Genomic DNA, 23,814 nt, shown 5'->3' with positions numbered 1-23,814 from the left:
AGAAGAGGCGTTCAGTTTATGCTGCGCAAACTTCCCGGGGACTACACCCGCGACATCGTCTCCACCGTCCCCAACTCGCTGGTCTTCCGTCCCACCGTGGTCAACACCCCGGCCATCTTCACCGTCTTGGCGATCGTCTTCCGGGCCATCGTCGGCCTGGTCCGCATGGTCTGGCGTCACCCCGTCGCGTGCCTGGCCGTCGTCACTCCGCCGACGTTGGGGGTGGTGTACGGCTGGCGTTTCGCCCTGGTGGCCGTCGCCGCGACCGTCTCGACGCTGGCCGGGTGGCGGCTGGCCGAACCGGTCACCTTCTCGGCCTGGGCGGGGCTTCGGCTGCGGGCGTGGTGGCGGTGGATGTGGACCTACCGGCGGCACTGGCAACCGGTCATGGTCGTCTCCGGCCTGGCCAAGCACATCGGCGGACGCGAGTACCTTCCCCGGCTGCTCAAGGTCACCTGCACACCTACCGCCGACGTGGTGACGGTCAAGATGCTGTCGGGGCAGTCGGCGGCCGAGTGGCAGGACCGGACCGACAATCTCGCGCACGGGTTCGCCGGCCACGAGTGCCGCGTCATCGTCGGCAAGCCGGGCCGTGTGACCCTGGTATTCCCTCGGTGTGATCCGCTCGCCTGGCCGATCACCGCGCTGCCCGTACCGGCGGACGCGGTGGTGGCGGCGGTCCCGGTGGGACTGTGTGAGGACGGCTCGCCGTACCTGCTCAAGCTGCACGGCACGCACGTCCTGGTCGCCGGCGCTACCGGGGCGGGGAAGGGTTCGTGGCTGTGGTCGGCGATCCGCGGCTTACTTCCCGCACAGCTCGCCGGGTTGGTGGAGATCTGGGCGCTTGATCCAAAGCTGATGGAGCTGTCCTACGGACGCGCCCTGTTCGGCGACCGGTACGCCGCCGATCCGGCCGACTGCGCCGATCTGCTGGAAGCGGCGGTCAAGGTCATGCAGGAGCGGGCGGGCCGGTTCGCCGGTGTCCAGCGCCACCATGTCCCCACCGTCGATGACCCGTTCATTCTGATCATCGTGGATGAGGTGGCGTTCCTGACCGCCTACCAGACCGACCGCAAGCTCAAAGAACGCATCCTCGCCGCGCTGGCGACGCTCACCACCCAGGGCCGCGCGGTGGGTGTCGGCGTCCTGGCGGCGTTGCAGGACCCGCGCAAAGAGATCCTGTCCATCCGCAACCTGTTCCCCGACAAGATCGCCCTCAGGTTGGACGAACCGAGTCAGGTGGATCTCGTCCTCGGCGACGGCGCCCGCGACCGTGGCGCGTTGGCCGACCAGATCTCCTCCAACCCCGCCACCGGGGCCGGTGTCGGATACGTGCGACTGGAAGCCTCCCCCGAACCGGTCCGGGTCCGCGCGGCCTACGTCTCTGATGCCGACATCCGCGCGATGGTCGCCGAGTACGCCGGGGCCGGTGATGCGGCATGACGGCGCTGGTCGAATGCCTGGCGGGTCTTCGCTGCTCGTTGTGCGGCTGCCTGGATGTGCTGTGGCTGGACGCGGTGCGGGGCCTGGTCGAGTGCCGCGAGTGCGGACAGACGGCGATCACCCTGCCGTGTGCGGACCAGACCTACCCGGACGGTGGTGAGGCCCGGTGACCAACCCCGGCGACCGTTCCATCCCCCGAGCCGTGCGTGCGGCGATGCCGCTGGCTCTGGACGTGATCGAGGAGGCATGCAAGACCAATGGGGTCTGCCTCAACCCGGTGGTTCTCAAGCGCGTCGACACCGCAACCGGTCGGGCCGAGTACGTCAACGTGCCGTGCGGCGCCACCTTGGAAGCCAAGTGCGCGCCGTGCGCCCGGCGGGCCGTGCAGCTCCGCAAGGCGCAATGCCGGGAGGGCTGGCACCTGGAGGCCGAACCGGTCGCCGAACGAGACACCCTCACCGATCATCAGCTCTGGCTGATCGAGGAAAGGGCCGACGCCGAAGCGCTGCGAGAGCTAACCGAACAGGATGGCGGCGATGTGGCCGTGTGGGACGAGGTCGTCACCACGCTGGAACACGACCTCGCCGATTCAGGGGTCCGGGGCAGCGTGCTGCCGGGGGAGGGCAAGCCGCGGCGGTCTCGCTCGACCCGTCGGCGGCAAGACGCCCCCGACCTGCCCAAGCGGCAGCGAGAGAACCGCACCGTCGGACGCACCTTCACCGCCCCGGACGGACGTGTCTACCGGCCGTCGCTGTTCGTCACCCTGACCTGCGACACCTACGGCAGAGTGCGCCACGACGGCACGCCCGTCGACCCCGCGACCTACGACTACGTGCGAGCGGCACGGGACGCGATCCACTTCCCCAAGCTGGTGGACCGGTTCGTGCAGAACCTCCGCCGCGTGGCGGGCTATGACGTGCAGTACTTCGCCACCGTCGAACCACAAAAGCGCCTCGCTCCGCATCTGCACATGGCCGTGCGCGGCACCATGCCCAAAGCCGACGTGCGAGCGGTGGCGGCGGCGACGTATCACCAGGTGTGGTGGCCGGCGGCCGATGAGGTGCGTTACGAGGGTGCGCACCTGCCGGTCTGGGTCGCCGATGAGCACGCCTGCGACCGTGAGGACGGGCAGGCCGGCGACTACCTCGACCCCGAAACCGGTGAAGTGCTACCCACCTGGGAACAGGCACTCGACCAACTCGACGCCGACGAGGACGCCGAACCCCTGCACGTGGTCCGGCTCGGCCCCCAGATCGACGTCAAGGGCGTCATGGCCGGGTCCCCCGACGCCAACAAGGGCCTGACCTACCTGACCAAGTACCTCACCAAGTCACTCACCGAATGCCACGAACCGACCACCGACGCCCAGCGGGCACACGTGGAACGGCTGATGGCCGTACTGCGCTACGAACCGTGCGCGCCGACCTGCCCCAACTGGCTGCGCTACGGGGTGCAACCCAAAGGCGCGAAATCGGGGATGCGGCCGGGCGGCTGTCGAGGCAAGGCACACAAGCCCGAACACCTCGGCTACGCCGGCCGCCGCGTCCTGGTCTCCCGCAAGTGGTCCGGCAAGACCCTCGCCGAACACAAACAAGACCGCCGCGCCTGGGTCCTGGAACAACTCGGCCTTTCGGCAACCGACGACCACACGGCACCCATCGACCCACACCGCTACGTCTGGCATCCCGTGACATCTGGTGATCGAGGCGTGCCAGCACGAGCGAAACGGCTGCTGGACGAACTGGCCAAACGTCACCAATGGCGGGCCGCCCTCAAACAGGCACAAGCACGAGCGGACGGACAACCCATCCCAGAAACCTCGGCAATCGGAAAGGCGGCCTGACATGGAGAAATTGTTCTACCGTCCCAAAGAGGCCGCCGATGCTCTGGGCATGAGCCGTACGGCCGTGTTCCGCTTGATCAAGACGGGTGAGCTTCAGTCGATCAAGCGGGAGGGATACCGGCTCGTCCCTGCCTGGGCGCTGTTCGACTTCGCCCGTGCCCTGGAAGCCGAAGCCGGCCTCATCCATCGCGAGGTGGCCTGATGGCGACGCGGAAGCCGAACGGCCGGTCATCCATCTATCTTGGCAAAGATGGCCTCTGGCACGGCTGGGTCATGATGGGCGTCAAAGACGACGGATCACCCGATCGTCGGCACCGTAAGGGCGCCACTGAAACCGAGGTGACGCGCAAGGTCCGGGAGCTGGAGAAGCAGCGGGATTCCGGCAAGGTCGATAAGCCGGGACGGGTGCCGACGGTCGAGGAATGGATGAGAACGTGGCTCGACACCATCGCGCCGCGTACCGTCAGTCAGCTCACGCTGGATAGCACGTACCGGCCCAAGGTGGAGCGATGGGTCATCCCGGGGCTCGGCAAGCATCGGCTTGACCGTCTACGCCCCGAACACCTCGATGCCTTTTACGTCTGGCTCGGCCAACAAGACCTGGCCGAAAATACGATCTTGCAGATTCACCGCATCCTGTCCAGGGCGTTGAAGATCGCCGTACGGCGTGAGGTGATCACTCGGAACGTCTGCACGCTGATTGACGCCCCTACGGGTGAGGACGTGGAGATCGAGCCGCTGACGGCCGCTGAGGCGCGTGCGGTGCTGGACAGTGCCAAGGACCGCAGGAACGGCACACGGTGGTCTGTGGCGCTGGCTCTGGGACTTCGGCAATGTGAGGCGCTCGGGCTGCGATGGAAGTACGTCGACTTGGACAAGGCGTGGTCCGGGTCTTCTGGCAGATCAAGCGGCAGCGTTTCCGCCACGGGTGTGACGATCCTCATGCCTGTGGTGAACGGCTGCATCGGTACCCGTGCCCGAAAGACTGCGCGAAGGCCAAGCGCACTTCTGGCCGGCGGCACGTGTGTCTTCGGCCGTGCCCGTCGAGGTGCCGGGAACACGGGGGCAAGTGCCCGACATTCTGCCCTCAGAACTGTGCCGGTCACGCTCCTTCGTGCCCTGACCGAATCGGGGGCTGGGCGTTCGTGAAGCCCAAGGGCAAGGGAAAGCGGACGGTGCTGATCCCGCCTCCCCTGATTCCTCTACTGAAGCTGCATCGAGAAGCGCAGCGCTGCGAAGAGGAAGCCGCAGGCAAGAAGTGGCGCGGTATGGATCTGGTCTGGACGCGGACCGATGGAAGTCCCATCGACCCCGGGGACGACTGGGACGAGTGGAAAGAGCTTCTCAGGGCCGCCAGGGTCGAAAAGGACGCTCGTGTCCACGACGCTCGCCATACGGCCGCCACGCTGCTTCTGGAGCAAGGCGTGGACATCAGTGTCGTGCAAGAGATCCTCGGGCACTCGCAGCTCACCACGACCAAGCGGTACACGCACGTCACGTCTCAACTGGCGAGCGATGCGGCGGCGCGGATGGGCCGGGCGCTGTGGGATGACTGAGGCCGGCGACTGCAACCCCGCGATGACAACTGCAACCCGAACTGCAACCCTGGGCAGGCTTCCCGATCACCGGATCTGGGAGTCTGCCCAGGTCATTATGGGTGGGCCGCCAGGGACTCGAACCCTGAACCTACGGATTAAAAGTCCGCAGCTCTGCCATTGAGCTAGCGGCCCGGCATGGATTGCAGGGTACTGAGCGTACCGCGCCTTGCGCGACCGCCTACCACCCGTTGTGGGCGGAACGGACGGTGCGCCGGGCGACGCTGCGTTCACCTATCAGGTGGTGCCCTGTCAGGGTAAGGCTCAAGCAGGGGCTTTCGGGACTTATGGCTTCAGGGCGTCACCAGGGTCGGGCCAGGGGGAATCCCGATGTGCGAAGAACGGCTCCGAGGGCAGTCTGGAGTCATGAACGAGATGAACCTCCACGGTCACTCCACCAAGGAACTCCGCCGCACCCGCGAGGGCAGGATCGTCGCCGGCGTGTGCTCCGGCGCCGCCCAGTACATCGGCGTCGACGCCAACATCCTGCGCCTCGTGCTCGCCGTCGCGACCTTCTTCGGCGGCCTCGGCGTCGGCATCTACGCCGTCGCCTGGCTGCTGATCCCCGAAGAGGGCAAGAACGGTTCGATCATCCAGGATCTGATCAACAAGCAGAAGAGCGACAGCGGGTCCGCCTGGCACCAGGTGTCCTCCTACTGGCAGCCGTCGCAGGCCCCGCAGGACGGCAAGGCGCCGTACGCGGGCCAGACTCCCTGGCAGGCCCCGCAGGACGGCGCGGCGCCGTACGGTGACCGGTCGGCCGCCGGCCAGTCGCCCTACGCGGCTCCCGCGTCGCCGTCTCCCGCCCAGCCTCAGACGCCCGCGAGTCGGACGCAGTCGCCGGTGGACGAGCCCCCTGCGAACATCTAGGTCATCTGGGTGCGGACCCTGGTGATTATCTCGGTGCGAGTCTCGGTCCAGAGCATGGCGAGCAGTGCGGCGACGCACAGCCCGGCCGCCCCCGCGAGGGCGACCACCGGCTCTGGGCCGAGCGCTTGCGCGGCGGCTCCTCCGACGAGGATGCCGATGCCTTGGGCGGCGAGCAGTCCAGATTGCACCAAACCGAAGGCCTGCCCCCGGCGGCTCGGCGGCACACACTGCACAAAAGCGGCGTTGGCCGCGAGCTGGTAGGCCCCACCCACGCCCGCGAGTATCCACAGGCCGAGGACGATGGCCAGCGGGGGCCTCATCGCACAGCCGACGAGCGGAGCACAGCTCAGCATGGCCATCCACCCCATGGACCGCAGGCGCCCGGTCGGGGTCACGAGCCGGCTGAACACGAAGGCGCCGATCACCGTCCCGGTCGGCATGGCGGCCATCAGCAGACCGGTGATCAGCGTGATGTCCCGCGGATTCTCACCGAGCGTCACGGCATACGGCACGGCGATGCCCTCGGGGAGTACGTAGAAGCCGCAGAGCCATGCGAACAACACCAGAGTGCGCAGCCGCCGGTCGCCGAAGACGAGCCGGGCGCCGGCCTTGGTCATGGCCCACATGGAGGCGTGGACGCCGTCCTCCGGATCGGGCGGGGGACGCCTGCGCACGCCGAGCACGAGGATCAGTGCGGAGGCGAGGAAGGTGGCCGCGTTCAGCGCGAGCCCTCGATAGGCGCCGATGGTCGCGATGACGCCCGCGCCCGCCGCGAACCCGAGCATCTGAACGCCTTGGTTCGTCATGTTCTGCAGCGCCGAGCCGGCGACGTACCGGTCGCCCTCCAGGATCTCGGGCAGCAGCGCCGCGCGAGCGGCCGTGAACGGCGAGCTGAGCAGCACCACGCAGAACACCAGCACGCAGAGCATCGCGAACGGCATGCTCGGCACGGCCATCAGACCGACGAGAACCGCCCGCGCGAGATCACAGAAGACCATGATGCGGCGGCGCGCGTACCGGTCGGCGAGGCCGGCGAGCACCGGGCCCCCGAGGATGGGCGGGAGATAGGTCAGGGCGTAGACGGCCGCGGTGGCCAGCGGAGAACCCGTCCTGTCGTAGACCAGGAGCGCGAGCGCCACCTGGGCGAGCTGATCGCCCAGCAAGGAAAGGCACTGACCGAGCCACAGCGCACGGAATTCGCCAATGGCGATGACCTCGCTGTACGTTGCCTGGCTTTCGGGCGAGCGGCGGTGCCGCCCGGGCAGCCGGCTGGGCCTGGTGGCCGCCATATGACTCCGGTGGGCTCGCTGGGCCTTTCCTGACAGTCCGTGTTCAGTATGTCACCTACGGTGCCCGGCTCGTGGCCGGTTACGCAAGCCTGATGGCGGCGAGGAAGCCGTCAGGGGTCCGTTCTGATGTGCTACGTCCGGTTGGCCGCCGACTCGATGCCGCGAGGTCGCGGGATCGAGGTCGCGAGGGTGCGAAGTCGAGGCCGTCGGGGTTGCGAGATTGAGGGTGCGAGGTCGACGGGACGGGGCGCGAGGAGGATGACAGGACGCCGGGTCGGGCGGGCCAGGTCGGCATCCGCGCCGAAAGGCGCGTGTCAGGGCGTGCTCGAAGCGTTCGCCGAACCCGAGCCGGCCGACTGGGCGGGCTCGACGGTCTCGGCGGTCTTCGTGGTCTCGGGTGCAGGGCGGCGGCCGGGCTCCGCTGAAGTGCGGCCGGGATGGGGCCGCCGAGCGTGGAGGCAGGGGGATGGACGCCGGACGGCGGTGGGTGGCGGGTTACCAGCCCAACTCGTGCAGGCGGTCATCGTCGATGCCGAAATGGTGGGCTATTTCGTGGACAACGGTGATTTGCACCTCCGCCACGACCTCGTCCTCCGTCTCGCAGATCTCGCAGATCGGGTTCCGGTAGATCTCGATGCGGTCGGGGAGGACGCCCGCGTACCAGTCGCCCCGCTCGGTCAGCGGGATGCCGGTGTACAGCCCGAGCAGGCCGGGCTCCGGCGGATCGTCCACGACGACCATGACGACGTTCTCCATGACCTGGGCCAGTTCGGGCGGGATCGTGTCCAGCGCCTCGGCCACGAGCTCCTCGAACTTCTCCCGCGAAACCTTCACCACCGCTCAATCGTGTCATTGGTGGGCGAGGCCGTGTGCCGATCACCAGAGCAACGGCGGATCCCGGCGCCGGCGGACTTCTGTGCGGAAGTCCGGATCCGGGGCTCTCGCTCCCGGCTCCGGCGGCGCATGACTTGCACACGACCGCGCATGACCTCGTGGGACCCACGGATGACCTGGCCGAACTTCCGGACGATCCGTCTTGACTGACGCCGACACGCGGGCTGACTCCGCCCGGCTATGAGTCGGGCCGGGTTTTCGGGTAGGCAAGACGACGATGAATCTGATGCGCTGGAAGCAGACCGCTCAGGGGCTGAACGAACGGCGCGCCGTCCGCCGAAGCGTGAACGTCCTGCTGATCGGCATCGTGGCACTGGGCGGGGCGTGGCTCGGCCTCGCCATCGGCGCCCATGTGAACACCGCCGTAGGCCCCGCCGAGATCGGGATGAGCCTGCGGCCCTCCTGGGGCGGCCAGACGGTCGTGGACGTCCGTCCGCTGGGCACGCTGCGCTTCGACTCCCACCACGGGCCCATCCAGCTCGGCCTGAGCCTGGACGGCATCCGTGCGGACGTCGCGCAGCGGCTCCTGGAGAGCCCGCGCTGGGCGGAGACCCTCCCGGACCTGATCGAGGCGGACCTCCAGGCCGGCCTGCGTGAGCTCGTCATCAGGGCCACGCTGTACGCGGTCGCCGGCGGGGCGCTGGCGGGGCTCGTCATCTTCCGCCGGTGGCGAAGCGCACTGTGGACAGGGCTGGGGAGCCTGGTGGCGATGGGGCTGGTCGCGCTGTTGTCGGTGCTGACCTTCAACCCCCGGTCCATCGCCGAGCCGCGGTACACCGGCCTGCTCACCGGCGTGCCATCGCTGATCGGCGACGCCGAGTCGATCGTCACGCGGTTCTCCGAGTACCGGGGCCAGCTCACCAAGCTGGTCACGAACGTCTCGCAGCTCTACCACGCGGGCACCACCCTGCCCGTGTACTCGCCGGACCCCAACACGTTGCGCGTCCTGCATGTGTCGGACATCCATCTCAATCCCGTCGCCTGGAGCACCATCCGCTCACTGAAAGACGAATTCAAGATCAATATGGTGGTGGACACGGGTGACATCGCCGACCATGGGACCAAGGCGGAGAACGCGTTCGTCGAGGAGGTCGGCAAACTCGGCGTCCCGTACGTCTACGTGCGGGGGAACCACGATTCCATCGCCACGCAGCACGCCGTCGCCCAGCAGAAGAACGCCGTCGTCGTGGACGGCGGCGAGAAGACCGTGGACGGCCTGCGGATCTACGGGGTGGGCGACCCCCGGTTCACGCCCGACAAGTCCGTGGACGTCAAGTCCGACGCGAAGGCCCTCGCGGACCTCGGGCGCGTCCACGCCGAGCGCCTGGCCTCTCCGGTGAACTCCAGGCCCGCCGGCAGGAAATCACCGCGAGCGGCGGCCAAGCCGTCCCAGTCGCCCCCACCGCCCCCGCGCAAGGCATCGCCGGCCCCCGCGCCGTCCGCCCGGCCCTCCTCGTCGACGGCCAGAACGAGCGCGGCCGGCAAGACCGCAGACAAGATCCCCGTAGATGTCGTCGCCGTGCACGACCCGACCATCGGACGAGCCTTCAGCGGGACGGCGCCCCTGGTCCTCGCGGGCCATGTGCACGAACGCTCCACCGAGATGCTCAAGTCCGGCACCCGGCTCATGATCCAGGGGTCCACCGGCGGCGCAGGGCTCCGGGGGCTCGAACACGACGAGCCCACGCCCATCCAGGCATCGGTTCTCTACTTCGACATGAGCACCCGTCGCCTTCAGGCCTGGGACGACATCACTCTCGGCGGCCTGGGAGAGCAATGGGTACAGATACAACGTCACGTGGAGCCCGAGCCTGGACGTACAATTTCTCCGGAGCCGCTCGTCACCTCGTCGCCATCGAAGCCGGTCGACTCCACCGCGACACCTTCCAGATGACGGCCACTTTGGCATCCTGGGGCGCCGTCCCCTATGCTTCAGAGGTCCCCGACGGAAGGCGTCACGGATCCAGGGCGAGAGTCCTGAGCCCCCATCGTCTAGCGGCCTAGGACACCGCCCTTTCAAGGCGGCGGCACGGGTTCGAATCCCGTTGGGGGCACGCGCGAGTCTCGGCTCGCCAGAAGGACGGAGGTCGAAGATCTCCGAAGAGCTGGTAGGCTAAGCGAGCGCAAAGGCCGAGAGTCGCAAGCTCACGGCAACAAGCAAGGTCCTGTAGAGCAGTTTGGAGTGCTCGCCACCCTGTCAAGGTGGAGGTCGCGGGTTCAAGTCCCGTCAGGACCGCTCTGGTAGGTGTCATCTCACCACCGGGTCAGGTAGCTCAGTCGGTACGAGCGTCCGCCTGAAAAGCGGAAGGTCGGCGGTTCGACCCCGCCCCTGACCACACATCCAGAACAGCCAAAACGCCCCGAGCATCCGTGCTACGGGGCGTTTTTGATTTCCAGTGACAGCAACGTCGGTCACCACCCGTCGGAACCCTACGCGGCGTACATCTCCGCCTCGTACTCTTGCTTGACGTCCAACCTGCCGGATATGCCGGTCTCTGTCGCATCGAGGAAGCATGCGACCCCTTCCATGGCCTCATGGGATCGACGCATATGGATACGGCGTATGCCTTCAAGAGTGGCTCTGATGTCATGGCTGAGTAGCGGCCGTGTGATCGGGGTGCGGAGTCCCCTTGCCCGCCCTCGCCGTCGTGGATCTGCACCTGGCTGCTCACCCCCGAAGCGCGGGAGTCGCCCTGACACGGCTCGATCGTCCGTCGCCGACCCACCCGAGACAGTCCGTTCAAGCTCCGGCGGAGCTCGGGGGCCGGGCAGGCTCAGGTGTCGATCTCGTAGCGGTACCAGCGTCGCGGGTCACCGTCCTCGTGCAGCCACAGTGTTCCGTCCCGGCCGATCTTGCCGCGCGCCCAGCCCGCCGGCCGCCGGCCTTCCGGCAGTACCAGGGGCTCGCGGCCGGTCTCCACGACTGCTCCGCCCTCCTCGCGTGCCCTGCGGATCTCCCAGTGGTACCCGCCGTCCACCCGGTGCTGATCCAGAAAGGCGACTTGGGGGCCGGAGATGGCCAGGCCGCCACATCCGGTGACAGGGTTCGGCGTGACGGCACGGATGCCGGTCGCGTCGATCGTGACCAGCGGGAAGTCGGTGTAAGGGCAGGCGTGGACCGTCTCGCGGCCGACGTTCAGTGCGTAGCAGTCACACCAGACGACACCTGGAGTGTCGGACGCCAGCCACGGCGGGCCTCCGCTTTCGTCCCATCGGGCGAGGCCGAGCATGAATCGGTTGGAACAGGTTCCGTCCGGATTGTCAGCCCAGTAGTCCGACTGGTCGAAGTAGCTGGTCCAGATGTTCCCCTGCGGGTCGGTCATGAGTTGCTCGATGCCGTCACCCGCGTAGAAGGCCGCCCGGGTCCGCCCGTCGCCGTCGATCACCTGGACGTTGGCGGTGAGCAGGAGCTCATCCCTGGGCACCGGCTCCAGGTAGCGCTCGTACGGTATGCCGGAAGAAGGGCAGCGGGCCGCCGCCAGAACGACACCGTCGCCGAGGGTGTCGATGTCGGTGAACCGCAGGCCGAGGTCGTTCAGCCGGATCTCGTGGACGTCGGTTCCGTCGCAGATGACAGCGATCGCGTCATAGCGCGGAGGCGGCCGGAGCCCGGGGAGGCGCGGGATGGAGACGAAGCCCTGGGCCGGATCGGCAACCAGGGCGACGAGCCGGCCGAGATGGTCGACTGTCGAAGCCAGGACCTCAAGATGGGCATAGCTGTCGGGAAGCGTCGCGTGGAGCTCGAGCCGGCGGTCAGCAGGCATGAGCCTTTCTGGTCGTCATGGCCACATGATCGCACACCTGCGGGGCGGCGGTCCTGGGCTCCCCGTGACTTCTGGACCTTGAGCGTCCGGTCGGGTCACGATGACGCCGGCCGTGTCGGCTGCGCCGGGTGACGTCGCGGGAGGTTCACGATCAGGTCGCGAAGGCGTCCGGGCGACCTCACATTCACTAGCGTCACCGGCATGTCCCTTGCCTCGATTCCCAGCCCTGCCGAAGGGGTTTGGCACCTCGGGATCATTCCGATCCGGGCCTACGCCCTGTGCTTCATCGTCGCGATCATCTTCGGCGTCTGGCTCAGCGAGCGTCGCTGGCGCGCCCGCGGCGGTGAGGAGGGCGCGATCGGCGATATCGCGATCCCCGCGGTGGTCTTCGGCCTGATCGGCGCTCGTCTCTACCACGTCGTCACCGACTGGCAGACCTACTTCGGCCCGCGCGCGATCAAGGAGCCGTATCAGGCGCTGTTCATCTGGGAAGGCGGGCTCAGCATCTGGGGCGCGGTCGCCCTGGGGGGCGTGGGCGTCTGGCTGGCCTGCCGCCGCCGGGGGCTGTCTCTGGGGGCCGTGGCCGACACCGTCGCGCCCGGCATCGCGTTCGGGCAGGCGATCGCCCGCTGGGGGAACTGGTTCAACCAGGAGTTGTACGGCGGTCCGACCACGTTGCCGTGGGGCCTGGAGATCGACCAGGCGCACGGTGGCGCGGCGGGGGTGCTCTACCATCCGACGTTCCTGTACGAGTCGCTGTGGGACGCGGCGCTCGGGTTCGGCCTGATCCTGGCCGGCAGGAGGTTCACGCTGCGCCACGGCCGCCTGTTCGCCCTCTACGTCGCCGGCTACACGTTCGGGCGGTTCTGGATCGAAGGGCTGCGGATCGACCCGGTGGGCGGAGTGGACCACGCGGTGAAGCTCCTGGGGCTGCGGATCAACCAGTGGACCTCCATCGTGCTGTTCATCAGCGCGCTGGTCTTTCTGTGGATGACTCGTGACAAGGACACCGAACAGATCATGGTGCCGGCCGCACAACACAAGGCCTCGCACGAGGAGAACGGCGGGCGGGCCTCCGAACCGACCGAGAGCACCTGACGAGCGGGCTGCCGGTCGCTCCGAAGGCATGCCGTTCAGCGTGTGTCCGGAGACCGGACGAAGGACGATCGAGGCGGCGTCCTATGCGGCCGGGCGGCCCGTTCGTTCAACTGCCGCACTCGGAAGAGTCGAGGGCCGTTGTGGCGAGGTGGCGGGCGATGCCGTTCGTGTCGGTGTTCTGGACGTTGCTGAGCACGACCACCGCTATGTCGTCGTCCGGTAGGTACATGTTGCTCGCCGCGTAGCCCGTCAGAAGGCCCGGGTGGTAACGGAGTCGGTGCCCGTCGAGCCGGTCGACGAGCCAGCCGAAGGCGTACGCGCTCGACGGCAGGTTGAGGCAGCCATTGGAGGGGCATGGTGCCTGTGGCGTGAACGCCTTCTTGACGGTGGCAGGTGGCGCGACCGTGTGCGCTCCGAACGCCCGATCCCAGCTGACGATGTCGTCGGCGTTCGAGTAGATGCCGGTCGCGGAGAACGCCTGGGAGCCGTTGATGGGCGGGGCCGGTGATCCGAGCGTGAAGTAGCCCTTCGCGTACCCGTCGGGCGGATTCCCCCTGCTGTAGCCGGTGTGCTCCAGGCCGAGCGGGCCGGTGATCTTGTCGTGCAGTACGGTGCCGTACGGCTCGCGCGTGACCCGCTGGATGATCGCCCCGGCCAGGATGTAGCCGGAGTTGCTGTACTTCCAGTCGGTGCCGGGCTTGAAGTCCAGCGGCTGGTTCACGAACCGCTGGATGAGTCGCCGGGTCGTGGTCGGCTGCGAGAGCTCGGAGTAGAAGCCGGGCAGTTCCTGGATGTCGGGGATGCCGGAGGTGTGGGTGAGGATTTCGCGGATCGTGATGGGCCGCCATGCCTTCGGGCAGGTCTTCAGGTACGACGGGACGAGATAGGGGCAGACCGGGTCGTCCAGGCCGAGCAGCCCGCGGTCGCGCAGCTTCAGCACGATCATCGAGGTGAACTGCTTGGTGACCGAGGCGATCCGGAAAACGGTGTCCGGCCGGATGGGGATGTGCTTCTCCTCGTCGGCCTCGCCGGCGGCGAAACGCACCAGCACCTTCCCGCGTCGTACCACCAGCGCCGAACCGGTGAACTCTTTCCTCGCGGCCAATTCCCGTAGGTACTCCCGCATGGCCGCGCCGAGTTGATCATCGTGCGGTGCCGGTGAGGCGGCCGGCGGCTTCGATTCCCTGGAGACCGCGCCGCGACCCGCGTCGGAGCCGGTCACGGCGGCGTCGTCGGCGGATGCGGCGATGGCAGGAGTGGCCGAGGGCATGGCTCCGCCGGTCAGTGCCCCACTGATCGCGAGAAGTCCGACCACAACCGGCCGTGCGGACATGTACTCCCCCTTGCGCAGGCTGATGTCCCCAGCTCGCGGTACTCCTCCGGATTGAGCGGTTCTCGTTCGAGAACGCTCCGGCGGCCATTCTTGTGAGACCTGCCTCCGTCCCCGATGTCGCCGGTCGGTGGATCGGCACCTTTTTTCTTTCGCATATCTCTTTGTTGACGCCGCTTGATGGTCGCCGCTCCCGGCCGGCCGGGAGCGGCGACCGGGCTCGGCTGCTACGGGATGGTGATCTCCGGGGTGGTCTGCCAGGCCGCGGGGAGTGGTCCGAGGGACAGGGCCTGCTCGCCGGGGCGCCAGGTGGCGAGCAGGCCGGCGTAGTCGCTCTCTCGCGGATAGGGGTCCGTGGTCGTGACGAAGGCGCCCGCGAGCACCAGCCGCCCGTCCGGTGTCCAGGCCATTCTGCGGGTCTTGACGTCGACGGGCACGGGCATCGACGGCAGGTGCGCCCAGTCGAGGGTCTTGGTGTCCAGCACCCAGACGTCGAGCCGTTCATGCGGCCCCGTGGTGGGGGTGAGGAACGGGACGGCGATGTACCTCCCGCCGGGGCCGGTCTCGCCGTCTCTGATCTCGCCCGCCGCGGTCGGCCTGCCGACCGGCCGCTTCTTCCCGGCGCCGGGGACCACCAGGGCCAGTTCTCCGCCCGGCTGTTCCACCAGCAGTTCCCGGGACGCCGCCGCGACGATCCGGGGATATGTGGCGATCTTCCGCAGGCTGTCATGGGCTAGGAGGAGCGACTCGTCCATGCGCCTGGCGTGCAGGCCGTACGGCGTGTCGGCGAACGGCAGCGCGCCGCAGTAGCTCCAGCGTGGACGGCGCAGGAGCTTCCCGTCCTCGGACTGCTTCCGCACCGTGCACGGACCGTCGTGGGCGGGCTGGTCGGTGATCCAGAAGCCGGAGCCGTCGAAGGCGGGGAACGCGTTCCAGCCGGTGGCCAGCTCGCGCGCCTTGTCGCCCTTGAGCAGGTACAGCCGTCCTTGGCCGGCCGCCGGTCCGCTCACGACGATCACGGTGTGCCCGCCGTGGACGAAGGTCGAGAGGGTGGCGCGCGGATCCGGATCGGGCAGGCCCGAGACGGGGGTCGAGGCGCCGGTGTCCACCTCCAACGTCGCCGGGGTACGGTCGGCCGGGCCGTTGCCGCCCACGACCAGGCGAATCCCGCTGCCGGGGCCGAGCGGCCGCCCTTCGATGCGACCGAAGCGGCTCTGCGCGGGATCCGCCGTGATCCGCGGCGGCGCCGTGGTGGGCCGCGCGACCGGAGGTGCGGCGGCGCAGGCCACCAGGCACGCCAGGACCAGCACCGGTGATCTCCTGAACGTCCTGGACAAGCCCCGCGTCATGGCCAGAAGGTACATGACGCTCAACGGACGGTGGACGGAGGCCGGTGGGTCATCGCAGGTGGAGCCGGGGTCGCGGGCGGCGCTACCGGCGGTCCGGGGAATATGAGGCCTGGGCCGCTAGGCCTGGCGCAGCGACATCACCGCCCACGGTGCGAGTTCGACATCGAGGCTCAGCACACCGGTGTCGGGCACGGTGAGTGCGAACCTGCGGAGCGAGTCGGCGACTCCGCTCAGGTACTCGTTCTCGGCCCGGGACGGGTTGAGCGGGGAACCGAGCCGGTACCAGGCCTCGGCGACGTTCCCGTGCTCCCAGTCCAGGATCTCGACGAGGAACGTGGCGCCCGGCTCCAGTCCGCCGATCGTGTGCCGGATCCTCCGGCTCGGCCCCTTCTCGGCCAGCGCGCGCGTCGCCGGGTAGGTGTTCTCCGAGCCGACCCCCTTCGCGGCCATGTCGTCGGGGTAGTTGAAGAACACCGCCGACACGGCCGACGTCCGGCTGTCCCGGGTCACGACCCCGTCGGACGTCGCGAGGAGCAGCCGGTCGCCGAGCCGTTCCAGCATCGTGAACGCGTGGAAGGTGGGCTTGTGGATGCCGCTTTCGTTCACCAGGCCGAACCCGCCGTGGAACGGCCCGATCCCGGCGCCGCCCTCCTCGAACACGTCCGTGAAGGTCCAGTAGGAGATCGAGTCGGCGAGGGGGGCGCACTTCAGGTACGCCCGCGTGATGTAGGTCGCCGCGAACAGCGTGTCGTGGACGAAGTCGCGGGCCGACGGGGACGTCGACCACTCCGTGATGTGGATCTCCGCGTCGGGGTACGGGCTGTTCCTCACGAGCTCGCGCAGGAGGGTCAGGTCGTCGAAGGTCGCATCGGCGTACCTGGTGATCTGCACCGCCTCACCGTCGGCGCCGAACGCGAAGTCGGTCGGGTAGGTGTGGGTCGAGATGAAGTCGATCGGGAGTTCGCGCTCCGCGCACCAGGCGATGAAGTCCTCGATCCACACCGGGCGCCAGTCGAGCGCGTCGACGTCGGCCGCGGTGGCCGTCTCGAACATCGCCGAGCGGTCCTCGACCTCGCCCTTGTAGCGGTCGTCGGGCACGAAGACGCTCGTCGAGGGCCCGCCGACCTTCAGCTCGGCGTCGATCTTCTTGATGGCCCGCACGGTCTGCTCGTAGAGCTCGAAGTACTGGGTTTTCGTCCCGGTCCAGAAGTGGGGGACCAGGTTCGGCTCGTTCCACACCTCGAAGCGCCACTGGCGCACCTCGTCGCGGCCGTACCGCTCGATCCAGTGCTCGACCGACTTGGTGACCAGCTCGACCCAGCGGTCCATGTCCTTGGGCGGGCTGCAGTGAGCGCCCCACCAGAACACCGTCTCGGTCTCCGTCGCCAGCTCGCGCGGCATGAAGCCCAGCTCGACGAACGGACGGACACCGCGGTCCACGATGAAGTCGAACACCTTGTCCACGTAGCTGAACGTGTACACGGGCGAGTCGAGCGGCGCGTCCGGCCCGAAACCGCCGCCGTAGCTCTGCCGGTACACGAACATGTCGTCGTGGAAGACGCCGTGGAAGCGGATGTACCGGATGCCGAGCGCGGCGACGGCCTCGGTGAACTGCCGTTGCCAGTCGGCGCGCAGTGCCTCGTTCGCCCGACCGGCGCCGATGCACCTGCTCCAGATGTGCGGGAGCGCGCTCTCGTCGCGCACCTCGCCGTCGATCAGCAGCCGGGGTTCGAACGCGCCGTCGCTCGTCATGGTCTCACTTCTCTTCAAGGAATCGTTTGCGGGAGAAAGATGGTCGGCGGCGCCGCGCGCCGGACCCCGTGACGGTCCCGAGCGTGAGACCTTCACGGGGCGGACGCCGTGCTCCTAGCCCTTGACGGCGCCCAGCGACAGGCCCGACTGCCAGTACCGCTGCAGGCTGAGGAACGCGATGATCAGCGGGACGATCGTCAGCAGCGCGGACGTGATCACGAGGTTCTGGATGAGGGCGCCGTTCCCGGCCGTCGAGCCCAGCTTGTTCCACTGGTTGATCCCGACGGTCAGCGGATACCAGGCGGGATCCTTGAGCATGATCAGCGGCAGGAAGTAGTTGTTCCAGATCGACACGAAGGAGAAGAGCAGGACCGTCACGCCCGCCGGCGCGAGCAGCGGGGTCGCGATCTGCAGGAAGGTCCTGAACTCCCCGGCGCCGTCGATCTTCGCGGCCTCGAGCAGGCCGGTCGGCACGGCCTCGGCCGTGAACACCCACATCAGGTACAACCCGAACGGGTTGATGAAGGACGGGATGAGGATCGCCCACGGGGTGTTCGTCATGCCGAGATGCGCGAACAGCAGGAACTGCGGGATCGCCAGGGCGATGCCGGGGACGGAGATCGACCCCAGCACGACCAGCAGGAACACCCGCTTGCCCCTGAAGTCGAGCTTCGCCAGGGCGTACCCGCCGAGGGCGGCCAGGAAGGTCGACACGGTCGCGCCCACGACGACGTAGAGAAGGGTGTTGAGCAGCCACCGGGAGAAGATGCCGTCCTGGTAGGTGAACACCCCCACGATGTTGTCCCACAGGGCGAACTCCCGGCCGGGCGCGAGCCCGAACGACGACACGAAGTCGGCCTGCGACTTGGTCGCGTTGATGACCAGCCACACCAGCGGCAGCAGGCAGTACAGGGTGAACAGCACCGTCATCGCGGTGAGGGTCCCGCTCTTCTTGGGATTCTCCACCGTGTGGAGCCGGCCGCCGCGGCCGGAGCGGCGGAGCTGGGCGCCGGAGGCTTGTCCCGCCTCGGCTCGCGGGCTACTGATCGGACGCATTTCTCAACCCTCTGATCTGGACGGCGTAGGCGACGGTGATCGTGATCGCTGCCATGACCAGCGCGAGTGCCGCCGCGTAGCCCTGCTGGGACCCGGTGAACGCCAGGTTGTAGGCGTACAGGTTGGGCGTGTAGAAGGTGGTGACGCCGCTGTTGGCCACCAGCGAGGGCAGGATCTGCGGTTCGTTGAACATCTGAAACGTGCCGATGATCGAGAAGATGATCGTGACGACCAGGGACCCGCGGAGCGCCGGCAGCTTGATCGCGCGGATGACCTGGAACTCGTTCGCCCCGTCGATCGCGGCCGCCTCGTACAGCTCGCGCGGCACGGCCTTGAGCGCGGCGTAGAAGATGAGCATGTTGAAGCCGGTGAACGCCCAGGTGACCATCAGTCCGATGGAGATGAGCGTGGTGCCGGGGGCGAACGGGTCGATGTCCGTCCCCAGCGCGTCGTTGAGGCTGCCGAACAGGCCGTACTTGACGCCGAGCAGGAATCCCCACATGAGGGTCGACACGATCGCCGGCACCGCGTAGGGCAGGAAGATCGTCACCCGCATGAACTTGGTGCCGTACACGCGCATGGAGTCGAGCGCCAGCGCCAGCGCCATGGCGAAGATCAGCATGATCGGCACCTGGACGAGCGTGAACCGGAAGACGCGCCCCACTCCGTCCCAGAACTGGGGGTCCTGGAACAGCTTGCCGTAGTTGGCGAATCCGACGAACGTGTTGCCGCCGATGAGCTTCTCCTGGAAGAAGCTGAGATAGGCCGCGTACAGGATGGGCACGATGAACACGAGCGTGAACAGCGCCCCGAAGGGGGCGATGAACGCCAGTCCGATCTGTGACTTACCGCGCCTGCGCGCCGGCGCCGGATCCTGTGTCGCGTCCGGCGACGTCATGGCCGAAGAGGTGACGTCGAACCGACGTTCCAGGTCCATGCCGTGTTCCTTCCGATCCATCGCGTGGCCCATCTCGCTCCTTCACCGGCCGTCCGGCGGTCCGGCGCTCCGGCCGCCGTCCGGCCGCCGTGCGGCGACGGCCGCCGCCGCACGCGGATCCTCGCCCCCGGGGAGGAACCGCTAGTCCACCTGGAAGCCCTGCTCGTTGCCGTACTGGATGCAACGCTGCTTCCACTGTTCGAGGATCTCGGCGAGCGAGCCCTTGCCCGTGGTGTAGAACGGCGAGGCGAGGTCGCCGTAGATCGAGCGCGCCCACTCGAAGAACGGCGGGTACTGCCAGCCGATCCCGACGGTCTCCGAGGCCTCGGCCAGCACGCCGCCGACCTTCTGGTCGCCGAAGTACTTGTTGGGCTTGCTCCGGAACGCGTCGCTGTCCAGCACCGAGGTGTTCGGCACGAAGGCGCCCGCGTCGACGCGGGACGACAGGCCGCCGCCGTGCGCGAAGTATTCGAGGAACTTGTAGGCCGCGTCCTTGTGCGGGGCCGCGGCGGGGATGCCGAACGAGCTTCCGCCGTTAGCCGCGCCGACCTTGTCGCCCTGCGTCCACTGCGGCATCAGGGCGACCCTGAAGTCACCGGCGGCCTTCGGCGCGCGCTCGGGCAGCGTCGAGGTCAGCCAGCCGCCCATGGTCTGGGTGGCGAGGCTTCCGTCGTTGAGCGTCCGGTTCCAGTCGTCGGACCATCCCGTGATCTTGGTGTTGATGAGGTGCTCGTCGAGCAGCTTCTGCCAGAAGGCCACGGCCTTGGTGGTGCCCGGGTCGGTGAAGTCGATGTGCACCTTGGTGCCGTCCACCTTGAACGGGCGGCCGCCTGCCTGCCAGATGAGCGAGAGCAGGAAGAAGATGTCCCCGGTGTCCTGGGCGATGTAGTGGTCGCCGCCGAGCGCGCGGATCTTCTTGGCGGCCTCGTAGTACTCGTCCCACGTGGCGGGGGGCTTGTCCATGCCGGCCTTCTTGAACGTGGCCGCGTTGTAGAACATGGCCGAGGGCCCATAGTCGGACGGCAGCGCGTAGACCTTGCCGTTGACGGTCACGTCGTTCCACGCGGCCTGGACATAGTCGTTCTTGAGGTTCTGGACGCCGAACTCCCCGAGGTCGGCCAGTTTGCCGGGAATGGCGAAGTAGGGCACCGCGAAGTACTCGAACATCACGAGGTCGGGTACACCGGAACCGGCCTGGATGGCGTTGTCGAGTGCCTTGTACTCGTCTTGGGACGAGCCCGCGTTGACGACCTCGACCTTGATGTTCGGGTTCGCGGCCTGGAATCCGGGCACGGCCCCCGCGACGGTGCCGTCCCAGCTCCAGACCGTCAGCTTCACCTGTTCGTCACCGCTGCCGCCGCCGGCCGTGCCGCCGCCCGAGCCGCCGGTGCCGCCCGAGCACGCGGCCAGCGCGAGCATCGGCACGAGCGCCGCGGTGAGGACCCTTACCTTCTGGGAGAGCCGCATGAGCCTCTCCTCTCGTCCTGAGGGGGTGGTTCCGAAAATATTTCGCAACTTGTTCGGTACTGCCAGGACACTAGGTCGTGGATTTGTCCCGTGTCAACGGGTCAAGAAGAGGGCTCTTTTCCCGAGACTGGCCGAAAGGTGTCGTGGTAGGTTTCGAAAGAATTTCGGAGCCCGAAGGGAGCCCTGATGGCGCGGCGAGGTCCTTCCGAGCGAGCCACCTTGGCGGACGTCGCCCGAATGGCCGGCGTCTCGCCGACGACCGCCTCGAAGGTCCTCAACGGGCGCAGCGATGTCGGGGCGAAAACGCGTGAGCTCGTTCTCGGGGTCATGGCCGAGCTCGGCTACAAGCCGACCGCGGCGCGTCACGAGCGAACGCGGGAGCGGACCCTCGTCACCATGCTCGACATCGTGGAGTCCCGCTATGCCGGGACGGTGCTCCAAGGGATACTCGTCGCGGCGACCTCCGCGCAGGCCGAGCTGGTCCTGCGCCTGCCGCTCGACGGGTCGATCCGCACGAGCCGTACGGCGGCCCGTACCTGGATGGCGGAGGAGAAGGCGTCCGGCGTCGTCGGCATCATCGCGCTCGCCATCGCCGTGCCCAACTCGGTGCTCCTCGCCGCCGAGGATCTCGAGGTGCCCGTCGTGGCGATCGATCCGATCGACACGACCGAGTCACGTGTCGTCAGCATCGGCGCCACCAACTGGGCGGGCGGCCGGTCGGCGACCGAGCACGTCATCAGGCTCGGCCATCGCAAGATCGCCTGGATCGGCGGCCCGCTCGGCTCGGCTCCCTCGGTGGAGCGCTTCCACGGGTACCAGGCCGCGCTCGACTCGGCGGGCGTCACGCCGGACCGCACCCTGGTCCGGCACGGGGCGTTCTCCGTCGAGGCGGGGCTCCGGCATGGTCTGGACATCCTCGCGCTCGACGAACGGCCGACCGCGGTGGTCGCGGGCAACGACGAGATCGCCGTCGGGGTGCTCGCCGCGGCCAAGGAGCTGCGCATCGCCGTCCCGGGCGAGCTGTCGGTCACCGGGTTCGACGACACGCCGCAGACCCAGTGGACCGCGCCCCGGCTCACGTCCGTCCGTCAGCCCCTCGTCGGCATGGGCCGGATGGCCGTCGAGACGGTCCTCGGCATGGTGGACGGCGTGCAGCCCGCCTCCCGGCACCTCCAGCTCGCGACGACGCTCAGCGTCCGCGACTCGACGGGCCCCGCCCCGTCGTCCTGATCCGCGCAGGCGCACCTCGCGTGTCAGGGTGCGGCGAGGGCGTCCAGCAGTCGTCGCAGGGCGGCGCGGTCGCCGGTCATCTCCAGCCGGCCGGCGGGCTCGCCGGCGGGCCGTCCGTCCTCCGAAGGCCGGCTCGATCAGCCCGGGATGCGCCGATCAGCTCGGGATGCGGGCGCGCAGGGCCTGGACGGTCCAGTCGAGGGCCGGTGTCAGGCTCCGCGGCGCCGGCCAGCCGTTGATCACCGCGAGCAGCCTGAGGTACCGCTCTCTTCCAGGGGCGAGCGTGGTCTCCAGCCGGAGCAGCAGTCGGCGTCGCAGCTCGGCGTCGTCGCGGCGGCGCACCAGGCGGGCGTACTCGGCCGCGACCGCCACGACGACCGGGCCGGCCTCGGGCGAGGCCGGGTCGACGCCCGCCTCCAGCGCGGGACCGGCCAGGTCGCCGGCGATCGCGGCGGCGTCGCGGCGCGGGACGACGGCGCCGCTCTCGGCGCGGTCGGCCGCGTGCTGCTCGGCCAGCCGGCGCATGTCGGCGCGGAAGCCGGGGTCCTGGGACAGCTCGGCCAGCTCCACCCACGCCTCCACCTGCTCGGCGTCCGGATCCTCCGGCAGCTCGGGGGTCAGCGAACGGGCGACGCCGAGATGGCCCGCGCCCAGGCCGCCGAAGGCGGAGTCGAGGAACTCGCCGATCAGGCGTCGGCGTTCGTCCTGTGAGAGCTTGGCGAGCTTGTGCATGAGATCGATCTCCTCGGGTGTGGCTTCTCCGCGCTCGGCCACCGCCGTCAGCACGGCGTGCCGCAGGCGCAGCGTCCGGATCCGCACCGCCAGGGCCGCGGCGTGCGCGGCGGCGACCTCGGGAAGCGAGATCTCCCGGTCCACGACCTTGCGGATCGTGGCCAGGTCCAGTCCCAGGTCGCGCAGTGTCCGGACGAGGTCCAGGCGGGCGGCGGCGTCGGCGCCGTAGAGGCGGTAGCCGGCCGGGCTGCGGCCGGTGGGCGGGACGATCCCACGGTCGGAGTAGAACCTGATGGCCTTGACCGTCAGCCCGGTCCGCCGTGCCAGGTCCCCGATCGTGTAGAGCGCGTCGCCGTCCATGCCGCCACTCTCGCGCCTCCCCCTGGAGGAGACTCAAGCCGCCCCCGCCGGCCGCGTGCGTGACGGCTCAGGCGGCGCCGGCCGGGCCGGAAGGCCGTTCGGGGACGGGCATCACGCGGCGGCGGCCGGGCCGAGCAGGCCGTTCGGGACGTGGGATGTCAGGTGGCGGCGGCCGGGCCGAGCAGGCCGATCTCGTAGGCGGTCGCCACCGCGGCGGCGCGGTCGTTGACCGCGAGTTTGGCGAAGACGTGCAGCAGGTGCGTCTTCACCGTCGCCTCGGTGATGAACAGTCTCGCGGCGACCTCGCGGTTGGTCGCGCCGCGGGCGATGAGCCCCAGCACCTCCAGCTCGCGACGGCTCAGCGGCTGGGCCTGCCGTTCCGGCGTGTGGGCCCTGGGCGCCAGCACGCCGGCCACGGAGGGGGACAGCACCGTCTCGCCGCGCGAGGCCGCCCGCACGGCCCGGCGCAGGTCGGCGCGCGGGGTGTCCTTGAGCAGGTAGCCGGTGGCGCCCTCCTCGATGGCGGGCAGGACGTCGGCGTCGTCGTCGAAGGTGGTCAGGACGAGCACGTTGACGCCGGGCGCCTGCTCGCGCAGCCGGCGGATGAGCTCCGCCCCGCTCATCTTGGGCATCCGCAGGTCCATGAGGACGACGTCCGGGCTGGTGCGCATGGCGACGACGAGCGCCTCGGGCCCGTCGGCCGCCTCGCCGACGACCTCGAACGAGTCGTCGCCCTCGAAGATCCCGCGCAGTCCGTCGCGGACGACCGGATGGTCGTCGACGATGATCATACGGATCGGCATGG

General features: G+C 68.7%; 21 protein-coding genes and 4 tRNA genes. 13 read left to right on the top strand and 12 right to left on the bottom strand.

Going from position 1 to position 23,814, the window contains the following annotated elements; translation table 11 throughout:
- Positions 1-18 precede the first annotated feature (18 nt).
- The 6 genes from ACZ6QO_RS33455 to ACZ6QO_RS33430 are packed head-to-tail and all read left to right on the top strand — an operon-like array spanning position 19 to position 4,842.
- The gene (locus ACZ6QO_RS33455) at positions 19-1,443 is read left to right on the top strand and encodes an FtsK/SpoIIIE domain-containing protein (protein ID WP_465856737.1); all 1,425 of its coding nucleotides are present in this window, start codon (positions 19-21) and stop codon (positions 1,441-1,443) included.
- Positions 1,440-1,613 (top strand): hypothetical protein, encoded by a 174-nt coding sequence (locus ACZ6QO_RS33450; RefSeq protein WP_465856735.1) that lies wholly within the window; start codon positions 1,440-1,442, stop codon positions 1,611-1,613. The genes ACZ6QO_RS33455 and ACZ6QO_RS33450 overlap by 4 nt, the downstream gene beginning before the upstream one ends.
- On the top strand, positions 1,610-3,286 hold the full coding sequence (locus tag ACZ6QO_RS33445; RefSeq protein WP_465856733.1) for a replication initiator: 1,677 nt from the start codon (positions 1,610-1,612) through the stop codon (positions 3,284-3,286). Before ACZ6QO_RS33450 ends, ACZ6QO_RS33445 begins: the two co-directional genes overlap by 4 nt.
- Position 3,287: 1 nt before the next feature.
- A complete protein-coding gene (locus tag ACZ6QO_RS33440) occupies positions 3,288-3,488 on the top strand; it encodes a helix-turn-helix domain-containing protein (RefSeq protein ID WP_465856731.1) in 201 nt (66 codons plus the stop codon).
- Positions 3,488-4,435 carry a site-specific integrase gene (locus tag ACZ6QO_RS33435; RefSeq protein WP_465856729.1) on the top strand — a complete coding sequence of 316 codons (948 nt, stop codon included), beginning with the start codon at positions 3,488-3,490 and terminating at the stop codon, positions 4,433-4,435. Before ACZ6QO_RS33440 ends, ACZ6QO_RS33435 begins: the two co-directional genes overlap by 1 nt.
- On the top strand, positions 4,432-4,842 hold the full coding sequence (locus tag ACZ6QO_RS33430) for a tyrosine-type recombinase/integrase (RefSeq protein WP_465856727.1): 411 nt from the start codon (positions 4,432-4,434) through the stop codon (positions 4,840-4,842). The genes ACZ6QO_RS33435 and ACZ6QO_RS33430 overlap by 4 nt, the downstream gene beginning before the upstream one ends.
- A 102-nt stretch (positions 4,843-4,944) precedes the next feature.
- Here the strand turns inward: ACZ6QO_RS33430 and ACZ6QO_RS33425 are convergent.
- Positions 4,945-5,016 (bottom strand) — tRNA-Lys (locus tag ACZ6QO_RS33425).
- Between the two features lie 231 nt (positions 5,017-5,247).
- Between ACZ6QO_RS33425 and ACZ6QO_RS33420 the strand changes: the two genes are divergently transcribed.
- On the top strand, positions 5,248-5,751 hold the full coding sequence (locus tag ACZ6QO_RS33420; RefSeq protein WP_465856725.1) for a PspC domain-containing protein: 504 nt from the start codon (positions 5,248-5,250) through the stop codon (positions 5,749-5,751).
- Here ACZ6QO_RS33420 and ACZ6QO_RS33415 read toward each other — a convergent pair.
- Positions 5,748-7,040 carry an MFS transporter gene (locus ACZ6QO_RS33415; RefSeq protein WP_465856723.1) on the bottom strand — a complete coding sequence of 431 codons (1,293 nt, stop codon included), beginning with the start codon at positions 7,038-7,040 and terminating at the stop codon, positions 5,748-5,750. The two genes, ACZ6QO_RS33420 and ACZ6QO_RS33415, sit on opposite strands and share 4 nt — an antisense overlap.
- Positions 7,041-7,535: 495 nt before the next feature.
- Positions 7,536-7,877 (bottom strand): metallopeptidase family protein, encoded by a 342-nt coding sequence (locus ACZ6QO_RS33410; RefSeq protein WP_465856721.1) that lies wholly within the window; start codon positions 7,875-7,877, stop codon positions 7,536-7,538.
- Between the two features lie 274 nt (positions 7,878-8,151).
- Between ACZ6QO_RS33410 and ACZ6QO_RS33405 the strand changes: the two genes are divergently transcribed.
- The 4 genes from ACZ6QO_RS33405 to ACZ6QO_RS33390 all read left to right on the top strand — a co-directional run bounded on the left by ACZ6QO_RS33405 (position 8,152) and on the right by ACZ6QO_RS33390 (position 10,270).
- Complete coding sequence (locus ACZ6QO_RS33405; RefSeq protein ID WP_465856719.1) at positions 8,152-9,828, top strand: metallophosphoesterase family protein; 1,677 nt, start codon at positions 8,152-8,154, stop codon at positions 9,826-9,828.
- 87 nt (positions 9,829-9,915) lie between these two features.
- A tRNA-Glu gene (locus ACZ6QO_RS33400) sits at positions 9,916-9,988 on the top strand.
- A gap of 107 nt (positions 9,989-10,095) precedes the next feature.
- A tRNA-Asp gene (locus ACZ6QO_RS33395) sits at positions 10,096-10,170 on the top strand.
- A 26-nt stretch (positions 10,171-10,196) separates the two neighbouring features.
- Positions 10,197-10,270 (top strand) — tRNA-Phe (locus ACZ6QO_RS33390).
- A gap of 438 nt (positions 10,271-10,708) precedes the next feature.
- Here the strand turns inward: ACZ6QO_RS33390 and ACZ6QO_RS33385 are convergent.
- On the bottom strand, positions 10,709-11,698 hold the full coding sequence (locus ACZ6QO_RS33385) for a hypothetical protein (protein WP_465856717.1): 990 nt from the start codon (positions 11,696-11,698) through the stop codon (positions 10,709-10,711).
- A 201-nt stretch (positions 11,699-11,899) separates the two neighbouring features.
- Here ACZ6QO_RS33385 and lgt point away from each other — a divergent pair, with 201 nt between their 5' ends.
- Positions 11,900-12,796, top strand: coding sequence for a prolipoprotein diacylglyceryl transferase (lgt, locus tag ACZ6QO_RS33380; RefSeq protein WP_465856715.1), 897 nt, complete (start codon positions 11,900-11,902; stop codon positions 12,794-12,796).
- Positions 12,797-12,902: 106 nt separating this feature from the next.
- Here the strand turns inward: lgt and ACZ6QO_RS33375 are convergent, their stop codons facing one another.
- The 6 genes from ACZ6QO_RS33375 to ACZ6QO_RS33350 form a co-directional block, all read right to left on the bottom strand.
- On the bottom strand, positions 12,903-14,129 hold the full coding sequence (locus ACZ6QO_RS33375; RefSeq protein WP_465856713.1) for a serine hydrolase domain-containing protein: 1,227 nt from the start codon (positions 14,127-14,129) through the stop codon (positions 12,903-12,905).
- Between the two features lie 224 nt (positions 14,130-14,353).
- The gene (locus ACZ6QO_RS33370) at positions 14,354-15,475 is read right to left on the bottom strand and encodes a hypothetical protein (protein ID WP_465856711.1); all 1,122 of its coding nucleotides are present in this window, start codon (positions 15,473-15,475) and stop codon (positions 14,354-14,356) included.
- Positions 15,476-15,592: 117 nt separating this feature from the next.
- Positions 15,593-17,227, bottom strand: a complete 1,635-nt coding sequence (locus ACZ6QO_RS33365; RefSeq protein ID WP_465856709.1) for a GH39 family glycosyl hydrolase — start codon at positions 17,225-17,227, stop codon at positions 15,593-15,595.
- A gap of 114 nt (positions 17,228-17,341) precedes the next feature.
- Positions 17,342-18,283, bottom strand: a complete 942-nt coding sequence (locus tag ACZ6QO_RS33360) for a carbohydrate ABC transporter permease (protein WP_465856707.1) — start codon at positions 18,281-18,283, stop codon at positions 17,342-17,344.
- A complete protein-coding gene (locus ACZ6QO_RS33355) occupies positions 18,267-19,220 on the bottom strand; it encodes a carbohydrate ABC transporter permease (protein WP_465856706.1) in 954 nt (317 codons plus the stop codon). The genes ACZ6QO_RS33360 and ACZ6QO_RS33355 overlap by 17 nt, the downstream gene beginning before the upstream one ends.
- Positions 19,221-19,361: 141 nt before the next feature.
- Positions 19,362-20,687, bottom strand: coding sequence for an ABC transporter substrate-binding protein (locus ACZ6QO_RS33350; protein ID WP_465856704.1), 1,326 nt, complete (start codon positions 20,685-20,687; stop codon positions 19,362-19,364).
- Between the two features lie 186 nt (positions 20,688-20,873).
- On the opposite strand from ACZ6QO_RS33350, the gene ACZ6QO_RS33345 reads away from it, so the two are divergent.
- Positions 20,874-21,917 (top strand): LacI family DNA-binding transcriptional regulator, encoded by a 1,044-nt coding sequence (locus ACZ6QO_RS33345; protein ID WP_465856702.1) that lies wholly within the window; start codon positions 20,874-20,876, stop codon positions 21,915-21,917.
- 156 nt (positions 21,918-22,073) lie between these two features.
- On the opposite strand, the gene ACZ6QO_RS33340 is transcribed toward ACZ6QO_RS33345, so the two are convergent.
- Positions 22,074-23,009: a MerR family transcriptional regulator gene (locus ACZ6QO_RS33340; RefSeq protein ID WP_465856701.1), complete on the bottom strand. Its 936-nt coding sequence runs from the start codon at positions 23,007-23,009 to the stop codon at positions 22,074-22,076.
- 158 nt (positions 23,010-23,167) lie between these two features.
- Complete coding sequence (locus tag ACZ6QO_RS33335) at positions 23,168-23,812, bottom strand: response regulator (RefSeq protein WP_465856699.1); 645 nt, start codon at positions 23,810-23,812, stop codon at positions 23,168-23,170.
- Between the last annotated feature and the right edge of the window lie 2 nt (positions 23,813-23,814).

Source organism: Sphaerisporangium sp. NPDC049457, assembly GCF_055586705.1.
Note: the sequence above shows the minus strand (reverse complement) of the source record. Positions and strands in the feature narration are given on the sequence as shown.

Excerpts from the sequence above, each read along its gene's own strand:
- ACZ6QO_RS33375 (WP_465856713.1), bottom strand. The coding sequence starts at position 14,129 with ATGTCCGCACGGCCGGTTGTGGTCGGACTTCTCGCGATCAGTGGGGCA.
- ACZ6QO_RS33435 (WP_465856729.1), top strand. The coding sequence starts at position 3,488 with ATGGCGACGCGGAAGCCGAACGGCCGGTCATCCATCTATCTTGGCAAA.
- ACZ6QO_RS33340 (WP_465856701.1), bottom strand. The coding sequence starts at position 23,009 with ATGGACGGCGACGCGCTCTACACGATCGGGGACCTGGCACGGCGGACC.
- ACZ6QO_RS33415 (WP_465856723.1), bottom strand. The coding sequence starts at position 7,040 with ATGGCGGCCACCAGGCCCAGCCGGCTGCCCGGGCGGCACCGCCGCTCG.
- ACZ6QO_RS33370 (WP_465856711.1), bottom strand. The coding sequence starts at position 15,475 with ATGACGCGGGGCTTGTCCAGGACGTTCAGGAGATCACCGGTGCTGGTC.
- ACZ6QO_RS33345 (WP_465856702.1), top strand. The coding sequence starts at position 20,874 with ATGGCGCGGCGAGGTCCTTCCGAGCGAGCCACCTTGGCGGACGTCGCC.
- ACZ6QO_RS33360 (WP_465856707.1), bottom strand. The coding sequence starts at position 18,283 with ATGCGTCCGATCAGTAGCCCGCGAGCCGAGGCGGGACAAGCCTCCGGC.
- ACZ6QO_RS33365 (WP_465856709.1), bottom strand. The coding sequence starts at position 17,227 with ATGACGAGCGACGGCGCGTTCGAACCCCGGCTGCTGATCGACGGCGAG.
- ACZ6QO_RS33350 (WP_465856704.1), bottom strand. The coding sequence starts at position 20,687 with ATGCGGCTCTCCCAGAAGGTAAGGGTCCTCACCGCGGCGCTCGTGCCG.
- ACZ6QO_RS33355 (WP_465856706.1), bottom strand. The coding sequence starts at position 19,220 with ATGGACCTGGAACGTCGGTTCGACGTCACCTCTTCGGCCATGACGTCG.
- ACZ6QO_RS33420 (WP_465856725.1), top strand. The coding sequence starts at position 5,248 with ATGAACGAGATGAACCTCCACGGTCACTCCACCAAGGAACTCCGCCGC.
- ACZ6QO_RS33385 (WP_465856717.1), bottom strand. The coding sequence starts at position 11,698 with ATGCCTGCTGACCGCCGGCTCGAGCTCCACGCGACGCTTCCCGACAGC.
- lgt (WP_465856715.1), top strand. The coding sequence starts at position 11,900 with ATGTCCCTTGCCTCGATTCCCAGCCCTGCCGAAGGGGTTTGGCACCTC.
- ACZ6QO_RS33405 (WP_465856719.1), top strand. The coding sequence starts at position 8,152 with ATGAATCTGATGCGCTGGAAGCAGACCGCTCAGGGGCTGAACGAACGG.
- ACZ6QO_RS33450 (WP_465856735.1), top strand. The coding sequence starts at position 1,440 with ATGACGGCGCTGGTCGAATGCCTGGCGGGTCTTCGCTGCTCGTTGTGC.
- ACZ6QO_RS33440 (WP_465856731.1), top strand. The coding sequence starts at position 3,288 with ATGGAGAAATTGTTCTACCGTCCCAAAGAGGCCGCCGATGCTCTGGGC.
- ACZ6QO_RS33455 (WP_465856737.1), top strand. The coding sequence starts at position 19 with ATGCTGCGCAAACTTCCCGGGGACTACACCCGCGACATCGTCTCCACC.
- ACZ6QO_RS33335 (WP_465856699.1), bottom strand. The coding sequence starts at position 23,812 with ATGCCGATCCGTATGATCATCGTCGACGACCATCCGGTCGTCCGCGAC.